General features: G+C 38.3%; 12 protein-coding genes and 1 pseudogene. 7 read left to right on the forward strand and 6 right to left on the reverse strand.

What is annotated here, in order from left to right:
• The coding region (gene znuB, locus ACJHV0_RS05265; protein ID WP_483133581.1) for a zinc ABC transporter permease subunit ZnuB at positions 1-622 on the forward strand (622 nt) is incomplete at its 5' end.
• Positions 623-757: 135 nt separating this feature from the next.
• Positions 758-1,558: a class II glutamine amidotransferase gene (locus tag ACJHV0_RS05270; protein ID WP_283386039.1), complete on the forward strand. Its 801-nt coding sequence runs from the start codon at positions 758-760 to the stop codon at positions 1,556-1,558.
• Between the two features lie 34 nt (positions 1,559-1,592).
• Here the strand turns inward: ACJHV0_RS05270 and ispA are convergent, their stop codons facing one another.
• Both ispA and xseB read right to left on the reverse strand, forming a co-directional pair.
• A complete protein-coding gene (ispA, locus tag ACJHV0_RS05275; protein ID WP_025235783.1) occupies positions 1,593-2,486 on the reverse strand; it encodes a (2E,6E)-farnesyl diphosphate synthase in 894 nt (297 codons plus the stop codon).
• Positions 2,487-2,502: 16 nt separating this feature from the next.
• The gene (xseB, locus tag ACJHV0_RS05280) at positions 2,503-2,733 is read right to left on the reverse strand and encodes an exodeoxyribonuclease VII small subunit (protein WP_188156033.1); all 231 of its coding nucleotides are present in this window, start codon (positions 2,731-2,733) and stop codon (positions 2,503-2,505) included.
• 125 nt (positions 2,734-2,858) lie between these two features.
• Here xseB and ACJHV0_RS05285 point away from each other — a divergent pair, with 125 nt between their 5' ends.
• Together ACJHV0_RS05285 and ACJHV0_RS05290 are read left to right on the forward strand one after the other, a co-directional pair.
• Positions 2,859-3,647, forward strand: coding sequence for an MOSC domain-containing protein (locus ACJHV0_RS05285; RefSeq protein ID WP_025235785.1), 789 nt, complete (start codon positions 2,859-2,861; stop codon positions 3,645-3,647).
• A gap of 29 nt (positions 3,648-3,676) precedes the next feature.
• A pseudogene (locus ACJHV0_RS05290) lies at positions 3,677-5,626 on the forward strand (LTA synthase family protein).
• A gap of 72 nt (positions 5,627-5,698) precedes the next feature.
• Here ACJHV0_RS05290 and nagK read toward each other — a convergent pair.
• The 3 genes from nagK to yhbY form a co-directional block, all read right to left on the reverse strand.
• Positions 5,699-6,616 (reverse strand): N-acetylglucosamine kinase, encoded by a 918-nt coding sequence (gene nagK / locus ACJHV0_RS05295; protein WP_483133582.1) that lies wholly within the window; start codon positions 6,614-6,616, stop codon positions 5,699-5,701.
• A 2-nt stretch (positions 6,617-6,618) separates the two neighbouring features.
• On the reverse strand, positions 6,619-7,350 hold the full coding sequence (locus ACJHV0_RS05300) for a phosphatase PAP2 family protein (protein ID WP_483133583.1): 732 nt from the start codon (positions 7,348-7,350) through the stop codon (positions 6,619-6,621).
• Between the two features lie 65 nt (positions 7,351-7,415).
• Positions 7,416-7,730 carry a ribosome assembly RNA-binding protein YhbY gene (yhbY, locus tag ACJHV0_RS05305; protein ID WP_081732099.1) on the reverse strand — a complete coding sequence of 105 codons (315 nt, stop codon included), beginning with the start codon at positions 7,728-7,730 and terminating at the stop codon, positions 7,416-7,418.
• Between the two features lie 114 nt (positions 7,731-7,844).
• Here yhbY and ACJHV0_RS05310 point away from each other — a divergent pair, with 114 nt between their 5' ends.
• Positions 7,845-8,603, forward strand: a complete 759-nt coding sequence (locus tag ACJHV0_RS05310) for a glycosyltransferase family 2 protein (RefSeq protein WP_334233102.1) — start codon at positions 7,845-7,847, stop codon at positions 8,601-8,603.
• Between the two features lie 58 nt (positions 8,604-8,661).
• Here the strand turns inward: ACJHV0_RS05310 and ACJHV0_RS05315 are convergent, their stop codons facing one another.
• Entirely contained in the window at positions 8,662-9,690 is a 1,029-nt protein-coding gene (locus tag ACJHV0_RS05315; protein ID WP_483133584.1) for a glycosyltransferase family 9 protein, read from the reverse strand.
• A 200-nt stretch (positions 9,691-9,890) separates the two neighbouring features.
• On the opposite strand from ACJHV0_RS05315, the gene argG reads away from it, so the two are divergent.
• Together argG and rnhA are read left to right on the forward strand one after the other, a co-directional pair.
• Complete coding sequence (argG, locus tag ACJHV0_RS05320) at positions 9,891-11,222, forward strand: argininosuccinate synthase (protein WP_334229428.1); 1,332 nt, start codon at positions 9,891-9,893, stop codon at positions 11,220-11,222.
• A gap of 91 nt (positions 11,223-11,313) precedes the next feature.
• Complete coding sequence (rnhA, locus tag ACJHV0_RS05325) at positions 11,314-11,775, forward strand: ribonuclease HI (RefSeq protein WP_025235793.1); 462 nt, start codon at positions 11,314-11,316, stop codon at positions 11,773-11,775.
• Positions 11,776-11,843: the final 68 nt, after the last annotated feature.

The raw sequence follows: 11,843 nt of genomic DNA on the forward strand, positions 1-11,843 counted from the left end.
TCCTTACATTGCTGTCATTGTAATGACAATTATCTTAGCAATTTTATTAGTTTGGCTTGAACAGAAAACTAATTATTCAGTTGATACTGTTTTAGGCATTATCGCCCATACCAGCCTTTCTCTCGGTGTGATTACCATTAGTTTGCTGGATAACGTGAGAGTAGATTTAATGTCTTACTTGTTTGGCGATTTGTTGGCAATTAATTTTTCTGATGTGATTTTTATTGGGGCAGGTGCAATTCTGATCTTATCGGTGCTGATGATATTCTGGAAACGTTTATTATCCATCACAATTAGCCCGGAACTTGCTCAAATTGAAGGTTTAAATGTTGCTCGCTTGCGTTTGTTATTGATGATTTTAACCGCATTAACCATTGCATTAAGTATGAAATTTGTGGGGGCATTAATCATTACCTCGTTGCTAATTATTCCGTCTGCAACAGCAAGGCGTTTTGCTAAAACGCCTGAAAAAATGGTCTTTATTGCTATTTTATTTAGCATTATTGCAGTAACAGGGGGATTGCTGCTATCGGGTTGGAAGGATACTCCGGCAGGTCCATCGGTAGTAATTTGTGCCGGAATGCTCTTTTTAATTTCACTATTTAAAAAAGAATACAATTAAATGGCATAAAAAAGGCATATATTATAATAATAAGACATAATATTTTTGCGGAAATGGCGTTGAAATTTTCTATCAATCTGCTTAAATATCATCATTAGTTTTGTAGTAACTCCTTGAGAATTAAAGAATTAAATTATGTGTCAATTACTTGGAATGAATTGTAATACGCCGACGGATATTACCTTTTCTTTTGATGGCTTTCGTCGGCGTGGGGGATTAACCGACCATCACACTGATGGATTCGGCATCGCATTTTTTGAAGGAAAAGGTGTACGAGTTTTTCGTGATAATCGACCGGGAGCTTCATCGCCAATGGCGGAATCTATTAGTCAATATCAAATCAAATCGCTGAATGTGATTGCTCATATCCGAAAAGCTACACGAGGTGATGTGAATTTAGAAAATACCCACCCTTTTATTCGTGAATTATGGGGAGAAAATTGGGTTTTTGCTCATAATGGTACAGTAGAGGGAGTTGGTGTTTGTGAAGAGTGCCACTATCAACCGATTGGTACAACAGACTCCGAAGCCGCATTTTGCCGAATTGTATCGGAATTAAAAGAGATGTATCCGGCAAAACCAAGCGAAAAAGAGATTTTTGATGCAGTGGTGAAAGTAACAGAAAGAATTGCGGAACACGGTGTATTTAATTTTATTTTATCGAATGGGCATTGGATGATTGCTCGTTGTACAACTAATCTTCATTATGTATGTCGTAAAGCCCCATTTGGTAAAGCATTACGTGATGATGATGTTTCAATTGATTTCAGCCAATATACCAAAATTACCGATAAAGTAACAATTATCACAACTCAGCCACTGACAAAAAATGAAAATTGGATAAAAATGAAAAATGGTGGTTACGTATTTTTTAAAGATGGTGATGTGCTTTATGAAATTGAAGGTACGCTACCGGAAGCTAAACCTCACGTTTAATCTCTAAAAAACCTAGCATCTGCTAGGTTTTTTCTTAGTTTTCACGCTTAACAATAAAATCCGCCAACTCTTTTAATGCAGTAGTATCAAAAGGCAGTTGTTCAAGAGAGGAGAGAGCCGTTTGGTAAAGTGTTTCGGCTTTTTGCTTTGCTCCATCTAATCCTAGTAATTTAGGGTAAGTGCTTTTATTTAAATTTTCATCAGAGCCCACTGTTTTACCAATTTTATCAGTTTCGCCAATTACATCTAAAATATCGTCTTGCACTTGAAAAGCTAAGCCAATCGCTTTTGCATAATTTACAAGCGGTTGTTTTATCGCTAAATTTTGCGAATGTTCGGAAAGATTAAAACCCATCATTACAGAGGAAAGAATTAATGCCCCTGTTTTATTACGGTGAATTAATTCTAACTCTTCTAAATTGACCGATTTATTTTCCGCAATCAAATCTAAACTTTGCCCTAAGCACATTCCTTTTGCACCTGAGGCGGTTGATAATTCTCTGATTTGAGCGACTTTCTCTTTGTCAGAAAGTTTAGGGTCGGTTGCGATCAATTCAAAAGCAAAGCTTTGTAATGCATCACCTGCTAAAATAGCAGTTGCTTCATCAAAGGCAATATGACAAGTTGGCTTGCCTCGACGTAATTTATCATCGTCCATTGCCGGTAAATCATCGTGAACCAATGAATAAGCGTGGATAGATTCCATCGCCGCTGCACTATGATCTAATTTTTCAAGCGGCACGCCAAGCATTCTACCTGTGGCATAAATTAAAAACGGGCGAACACGCTTTCCGCCTAATAAAACCGCATATTCCATTGCGTTAATTAATGGGGAATGAAAGGCTTCGTAATGATTTAATTTTTCTGCTAGAAAATCGTTAATCCGTTTTTGTTGAGTGGTGAGGTCGGTTGCTAAGGAATAGCTCATTTTATTACTCTTTGTATTATTCTTTTGTATAGTCGCTAAGTTCTGCGGTATCATTTTTATTTAATAGAATTTGAATTCGTTGCTCCGCTTTTTGTAAGCGTTCTTGCCCTTGCTGTACCAGTTTAATTGCGGCTTCAAATTCATTAAGGGCATCTTCAAGCGGTAAATCGCCTGCTTCTAAATGGGTAACAATTGCTTCTAATTCTTTGAGCGTCGTTTCAAAATCTTGAGTTGGTTTTTTTGCCATTTTATTTGACCTATAGAGCGTTGAAGTCTTGCAAGTTTACCGTTCTCATAAGGGATTTGCAAATTCCTTTTACTTTTCGACCGCTTGTAGTATGGTATCTTAGCTTTCTAAACAGAGGATTTTCTATGCAAGTAACCGAACTGAATATTTACCCGATAAAATCCACGCAATCAACCCAAGTTTCTCAAGCTTTTGTAGAACCTAAGGGGTTAAATTTTGATCGTGAATTTATGATAACGGAATCTGACGGTAAATTTATTACTGCCCGTAAAGATGTAGAACTATACCGCCTAACGGCTTTTCCGATTGCAACAGGGCTTGTGATTAGCCATACAAGCGGTCAAAAATGTGTTGCACTTTACCAAGATTTCATTGAGGAGCAATCAAGTGAAGTATGGGGAACGCATTTTTATTCTAAAGTGGCAGACAAGCGTGTTAATCAATGGCTAAGCGAAATTTTAGGAAGAGAAGTGCAACTTCGTTGGTTGGGTAGTCAAAGCCAACGTAAGGTTGAAAACTTTGCAGATAATCCATTGAGTTTTGCAGATAGTCATCCTGTTACTTTGATGTCGCTCAAATCCCTTGAGCAAGTGCAAGAATGGTCGCCAATTCCAATCGAAATGGCTCGTTTTCGCCCAAATATTGTGATTGATGGCAATATTGCTTTTGAAGAAGAGAGTTGGGAACAAATTCAAATTGGTGAAGTCTTATTTCGCAAGTCAGCCCTTTGTACTCGATGTGTGCTGATTACCCGCAATTTATCTACGTTAGAATTAGACCCTCAAGCAGAGCCTTTCCGAACGTTGAAACAAAAGCATACAAATGATAAGGGAAAGCCTGTTTTCGGCATTCACCTTGTGCCACAAAATAGTGGTATTATTAGAGTAGGCGACACTATCACTATTCAATTATAACAATTTTAAATTTTTAAAAGGAGATTCAAATGTATCAACGCAGTCAATCCAGAACTGTGCTATTCCCGATCCTGCTATTTGTTGGGATTAATCTATTTATTTTAACATTATCCCGCCTGGCTTTAGGTATTTGGCAAGCTGATCGAATATCAGCAGTTGATGGCTGGATACCATTAATGTTACAAGGCATTCGTATTGATGTATCCGCATTATGTTGGCTTTTTGGTTTACCTGCATTATTGAGCGTATTTTTCTTTCATAAAAATGCACTCGGCTCAATTTGGCGGATTATTTTAAGAATTTGGCTAACTGCAGGTAGTGTGTTTATTCTTTTTATGGAAGTTGCTACACCAAATTTTATTGAGACCTTTGATCTCCGCCCTAACCGTCTTTTCATTGAGTATTTAGTTCATCCAAAAGAAGTATTCACAATGTTGATTAATGGTCATTTATGGGCTGTTATTTGTGGCGTTGCTGTATTTATTATCTCATTAATGATTTATTGGAAATTATCAGGTTGGGCAACAAAAAATTTATGTTTGCCGAGTTGGAAAATACGCCCATTATTGGCTTTATTGGTTGCTGTTGCGGTGTTTGTTGGTGGACGTTCTAGTTTTGCTCATCGAGGTATAAACCCGGCAATGGTCGCATTCTCAAGTGATCCTCTTGTAAATTCACTGGTGTTAAACTCAGGCTATTCTGTACTTTATGCAGTACAACAGTTGAAAGATGAAGATAAATCTTCGGAGCAATATGGCAAAATGTCTGTTGAAGAAATGCTAAGTATTGTTAAACAGGCTCGAAATCGTCCAAGTTCTGATTATATACTAGATGAAATTCCAACCTTGACTGAAAATAAAGCCACTTATCAAGGTAAACCTAAAAATATTGTAATTGTTTTAGAGGAAAGCTTAGGGGCTCAGTTTGTTGGCTCATTAGGCGGTAAAAATCTCACGCCAAATTTAGACAAGCTTTCAGAACAAGGGTGGTATTTTACGAATTTGTATGCCACAGGCACTCGCTCAGTAAGAGGAATTGAAGCGGTAACAACCGGTTTTACACCAACGCCAGCAAGGGCGGTAGTAAAACTCACAAAAAGCTAAAACAACTTTTTTAGCATTGCGGAATTATTAAAGCGTCAAGGCTACCATACTTCTTTTATTTATGGTGGGGAAAAACATTTTGATAATATGGCTAGTTTCTTCTACGGCAATGGTTTCCAACAAATTATTGACGAAAAAGATTACCAGAACCCTAAATTTACAGCAACCTGGGGGGTAAGTGATGAAGATCTTTTTGATAAGGCGAATGAAACCTTTACGCAGCTCTATAAAGAGGAAAAACCATTCTTTAGCTTGGTATTTAGCTCAAGTAATCACGATCCTTTTGAGTTTCCGGACGGTAAAATTGAATTATACGAGCAACCAAAACAAACTCGTAACAATGCAGCAAAATACGCCGATTATGCTATCGGGCATTTTTTTGAGTTAGCGAAAAAATCAGATTATTGGAAAGATACGGTGTTCTTAGTGATTGCAGATCACGATTCACGAGCTGTTGGTGAGCATTTAGTGCCAATTCAACATTTTCACATACCGGCGTTATTACTGGGTGAAAATATAGAACCAAGATTGGATAATCGTTTAGTTAGCCAGTTAGATATGCCAACAACATTACTTTCTGTTGCAGGTGTGAGCGGGCAATATCCAATGCTAGGCTATGATTTAACGCAAAATGTTGATCCAAATCGAGCCTTTATGCAATATGATGCAACACAAGCGATGATGAAAGGTAATGATGTGGTTGTAATGCGACCAAACTTACCGATTGAAGGCTTTGTGTATGATAAAGCAACTTTTAATCTAACGCCTAAAGAGCAACCGGAGGCTTTTAAGAAAGAAGCATTGGCTCACGCATTACTTGGCAGCTATTTATATAAAAATCAGTTATATAAATTACCACCCGAAAGTAAAGAGTAAAGAAAACTAAAAGAGAGAGGGCTGCAATATTTTTATCAAAAATGACCGCTTGTCCTCTCTAAATGTGTTAGGTTATTTTAAAAATAATGCTGCTGCACCACGTGTGCCGCCTGAATCGCCGTGAATGGCTTTTTTAATAACAGGCACTTTAGCTGAACGCATTAAATGTTTCGGCAGGGCTTTTGGCAAAGCTTCGTAAATATAGTCGAAGTTAGATAAACCGCCACCAAATACAATCATATCCGGATCTAAAATGGTAATGAGATTACCAATGCTGATTGCCATTAACTCAATATACTTCTCAACAAATTCCACAACTTTCTGCTCGTTATTGTAGAAACGCTCTATAATCTCTTTAGCCGATATTTTCTCGCCAACTAAATCATTAAAGAGTAATTCAAAACCACGACCGGAAATATAAGTATCTAAGCAAGCCTGATTACCACAACCACATTCATAAATTGGAGCGTTATCCCAACCCAATAATTTTAACGCGTGATAATTTAACTGCATATGCCCAACTTCGCCAGCCATGCCAATTCTGCCTGAATGGACTTTGCCATCAAAAACAATTCCGCCACCAAAACCTGTGCCGATAATTAAGCCAAGCACGGTTGAAAAAGATTGATTACTTTCGTCCCAAGCTTCGGAAAGAGCGAAACAGTTCGCATCGTTTTCTGCACGTACTTCACGCCCTAAACGCTCGCTCAAATCTTTAATAATAGCTTTACCGTCTGCAACGCGGATATTAGTAATTTCCGCAATCCCTGTTTCACGGTTTACAAAACCGGGTAAGCCTAATCCTACAGAGCCTTTTTCACCAAATTTTACATCGGCATTATTGACTAAGTTCTCAATGGTATTGAGCCAATCCTCGTAATGAGTTTGTGGGGTTGGCACACGTTCACTGTGCAGTTTTTCTAATTTTTCATTGAAAGCGGCAAGCTCAATTTTTGTGCCGCCGACATCTAAGCCGTAATAAATTGCCATAATTATGCTCTCTTATGAAATAAGTTAAATGGATTTGTCTTTTGCAACCAAGGCACAAACCACACAAAAAGTGCTAAGTTTGTTAAAAATGCGAGTAAGCTACTAATAAATAAATCAATCGGGTAGTGCATACCTAATCTTAAACGACTAATTAACATTAATGCAGCCCAAATAATTGCAAAAATATGAGCAAAAACGACCGCTTGTCCACGCATATTGAGGCAGAATCCGACTACTAAGAGCAGCCAAGAAACCGCAAAGATCGTATGACCAGACGGGAAAGAGTAGCCAACTTCTTTCGCTTGATGAGCTGTTACAAAATTTTGTTGTGAACCGATTTTTTCGGCAACCGCTAAGCCTCGTTGCTCGCGTGTTAATTTGTAGAAATCAACAGATTTGTCTTCAAACAGTGCAGAAACAAAGGGTCTAGGTTCTTGGAAGGTTGATTTCATCGCAGTCTTGAGACCTTGGGTTGCTACCATTGAGGCAACACAAACCGCAATCACAAAAAACAACGAATAACGCTTTCTCACAACCCAAGCTAATAATAAGGTAAAAATCACGCAAGTAGCGATGGCATAAGGCACAGAACCTGTTTCAGTGATTAAAAATAAAAAGTAGTCAAAACCATATTCAGGGTATTGAATAGCCAAAGACCATTGCCAGTTTGCCAGCCAAGTAACAACAGGGATCAACAGCATCGCCAGCGTATAAAGAGAGAATTTTTTAAACATAGATATTCTGTTAAAAAACCGCTTGAAAAATACAAGCGGTTATATTTGTGAAAAATTTTGCAAATTTAGATAGCTTTAGTGGCTTTCGGTAAAGTGATTTTTTTCTCTTCACTTTGGCGGTAAAGTACCAAAATATGCCCGATGGTTTGTACTTCAGATGCCTTAGTTTCACGCAAAATCGCATCAATGATCAGTTGCTTCGTTTCACGATCTGCACCAGCCACTTTCACTTTAATCAGCTCGTGGTGGTTTAATGCGTTGTCGATTTCAGCTAAAACACCTTCGGTTAAGCCGTTACCGCCTAGCATTACAACAGGGCTTAAATGGTGTGCTAAACCTTTTAAATATTGCTTTTGTTTGGTTGTTAATTTAATTGACATTCTTGTATCCGTTCATTTGTTTGTAAAATAAAATTCGGCGTAGAAAATAGCACAAAAACACTCATTTTTAAAGTAAAATGAATGAATTGCAGAAAGTAAGAAAAAGGACAGACTATGCCAACATTAAGTGTTGCAATGATTGTAAAAAACGAAGCCCAAGATTTAGCAGCCTGTTTAGAAACAGTGAAAGGCTGGGTTGATGAAATTATAATTTTAGATAGCGGCAGTACAGATGAAACACCACAAATTGCCGCAGAGTATCACGCCAAATTTTACACCAATACTGATTGGCAAGGTTTTGGCAAACAACGCCAGCTTGCTCAACAATATGTAACAAGCGATTATGTACTTTGGCTTGATGCAGATGAGCGAGTAACCGAAGAGCTGAAACACTCAATTTTACAAGCGGTCAAAAAAGACGAAAAAAATGCCGTTTATAAAATCAGCCGCCTAAGCGAAGTATTTGGCAAGCAAATTCGCCATTCAGGCTGGTATCCGGATTATGTGGTGAGGTTATATAGAACAGATTTTGCAAAGTATGGTGATGAATTAGTTCACGAAAAAGTCCATTATCCAAAAGAAGCAATCGTCAAGAAGCTACAAGGCGATTTATTGCATTTTACCTACAAAGATATTCATCACTATTTAGTAAAATCTGCAAGTTATGCTAAAGCGTGGGCAATTCAGCGAGCGAACGCAGGAAAAACCGCTTCATTGTTTGATGGCGTAACACACGCTATTGGCTGTTTTGTAAAAATGTATTTCTTAAAAGCCGGTTTTTTAGATGGAAAACAGGGCTTTTTATTAGCCGTGCTTTCCGCCCATTCCACCTTTGTAAAATATGCGGATTTATGGAATCGCACAAGAAAATAAGTTGATTTGTTTAATAAATTCTCCTCTTTAGCGAAGAATAAAGAGGAGAATTTATAAATTATGCCCAAATTTTCCTGATAAACGGAATAATAGTTTCTAATGAATTAGGAATTGATATTAAGGTTAAATTCATCTGTGATGCTTTGTCAGATGGCGGGCAGAATGCAATATGTTTATCGGCATCATTAATGGGTTTCCAACGGCGAGGAATCGCAGAAAGCCGGCTTGGATAAAATCCAATCGTTGGAATATTCAATGCTCCGCTAATATGTAATGGACCGGTTGAGCCTGCGATAAACAAATCAGCACAGGCAAGCGAGCGTGAAAAATCTTGCAGCCCTTCGTTTTTGTCATACACTGCTACATTTTTATGATTTACTTTTTCAGCTAAGGCGTTTGCTTTTTCACTTTCGTCTTTTCCTGCCGTCAAAATCACATAACAGTCAAATTCTGCCAAAATGCTTTGAATCAAATCCGCATATTGCTCAAGAGATAAATTATTCGCAGAACCACCTGTTGAACTATGCACAAACAGCCACTTTTTATCGGGAGTAATATTCAGCTGCTCACATAATTTTGCTTTTTGTATTTGGACAGTTTTCTCATCAAACGCTAAATAAGGTGTGCTAGGCTCTACAATTTTAACGTGATGTTTGACTAAAAACGCACGGGCTAAATCCAAATTATATTCCGATTCTGCTTTTGCCGATTGAGAGCGACGTTGGGTTAAACGATGGTTATAGAGAAATTGAAATAACTTTGTTGCCGGAGCTAGGCGATATTTAATACCGCTTTTCCAAGTTAGCTTTGCATTGTACCAATCCGATACAAAACAAATTACCGCATCAAATTGTTCATTTTTAATCGCTTGTAAAATACGGTTAAACTCATTTTTATCTTTCTTGTTTGGCGTATCAATAATGACCTTATCAATAGAAGGGCAAAGTTCTGCAAGTGGAGCGGTATAGCTCGGCACAAGTGCGGTAATTTCCACTTCAGGTAATGATTGCTTCAACATCGCAAAAGCGGGAAAGCAGACCATAAAATCACCGATTTTATCATTTCGGATCACAAGTAGTTTTTTCATTGTATATCTCTATTTAAAATTTACATCTAGCTCATTTAAAGTATTTGGGTAAGCGGTCAAATTCTACCAAAACTTTGCAATTCGGGTCAGTAAATTTTAGATGAATTTTTAACGCTTTTCAGCTAGAATATTTTCCTTGAATGCATACGCAAGCGTTTGCGTTTAATTGTTTTTTACTTTCAAAATTTATAGGAATTCGTATGTCAGCAACAATTTTAGAAGCTTTACCTTTAGGTCAGAAAGTCGGTATCGCATTTTCAGGCGGTTTAGATACCTCAGCAGCACTTTTATGGATGCGTAAAAAAGGGGCAGTGCCTTATGCCTATACCGCAAATTTAGGTCAGCCGGATGAAGATGATTACAACGCAATTCCGAAAAAAGCAATGGAATATGGTGCGGAGAATGCTCGTTTAATCGACTGCCGTCAGCAATTAGCCCACGAGGGGATTGCGGCAATTCAATGCGGTGCGTTCCATATTTCAACAGGCGGTATTCCTTATTTCAATACTACACCTTTAGGTCGTGCGGTAACCGGTACAATGCTTGTAGCCGCAATGAAAGAAGATGATGTAAACATTTGGGGCGATGGTTCAACTTTTAAAGGTAATGATATTGAGCGTTTCTACCGCTATGGCTTATTAACTAACCCAAAATTAAAAATCTATAAACCGTGGTTAGATCAACTTTTCATTGATGAGCTTGGCGGTCGTTTAGAGATGTCAAAATTCTTAATCGAAAACGGTTTTGATTATAAAATGTCAGTTGAAAAAGCCTACTCAACCGACTCAAATATGCTAGGTGCAACCCACGAAGCGAAAGATTTGGAAGAATTAAGCACAGGTATGAAGATTGTAAAACCGATTATGGGCGTAGCGTTTTGGGACGAATCGGTTGAAATCAAACCGGAAACGGTTTCTGTAACTTTTGAAGAAGGTGTGCCTGTTGCATTAAACGGTAAACGTATTGATGATGCGGTGGAATTAATTATGGAAGCAAACCGCATTGGTGGTCGCCACGGTTTAGGTATGTCAGACCAAATCGAAAACCGTATCATCGAAGCGAAATCTCGTGGTATTTACGAAGCTCCGGGAATGGCGTTATTACACATTGCCTACGAGCGTTTAGTTACGGGTATTCACAACGAAGATACGATTGAACAATACCGCATTAACGGTTTACGCTTAGGTCGTTTATTGTATCAAGGTCGTTGGTTTGATCCGCAAGCACTAATGTTGCGTGAAACGGCTCAACGTTGGGTAGCGAAAGCGATTACCGGTACAGTAACGCTTGAACTGCGTCGTGGTAACGACTTCACGATTCTAAACACAGAATCACCAAACTTAACCTACGAAGCAGAACGCTTAAGTATGGAAAAAGTGGAAGACGCACCGTTCACACCGGCGGATCGTATCGGTCAATTAACAATGCGTAACTTAGATATTGTAGATACGCGTGGCAAATTAGCGGTTTACACTGATGCCGGTTTATTAGCTGCAAATAATAGTGTAATTCCGCAGCTAGGCAAAAAATAATAAGTTGATCCCAATTCTGATAACTTTTAGAATCTAACAAAAGCTGCCCCAAAGTTAATGCTTTGGGGCTTTTGTTTGTAAAGTGAATGTGATGAAATTAGTTGAAATTTTTACAGATGGTTCGTGTTTGGGGAACCCCGGCAAAGGCGGAATTGGCATTCTGCTTCGCTATAATGGGCACGAGAAAACTGTCAGCAAAGGTTATTTTCAAACCACCAATAACCGAATGGAATTGCGTGCGGTAATTGAAGCATTGTCAATGCTAAAAGAGCCTTGCAAAGTGCAACTGAATAGCGATAGCCAATATATGAAAAACGGCATTCAGAAATGGATTTTTAACTGGAAGAAAAACGACTGGAAAACCAGTGATAAGAAACCCGTTAAAAATAAAGATTTATGGATTTCGTTAGATAAAGAAATTCAACGCCATCAAATTGAATGGGCGTGGGTGAAAGGGCATTCAGGTCATCGTGAAAATGAAATTTGTGATGAGCTGGCAAAAAATGGGGCAAACAATCCGACTTTAGATGATGTCGGCTATGTTGTAGAATAAGTATTTTTACAAGCGGTTATATTTACTCGCTACGCTCGCTCCTTCGGAGCCGTTGGCAAAGCCAACGT

The sequence above is a fragment of the Mannheimia sp. genome (assembly GCF_056854775.1).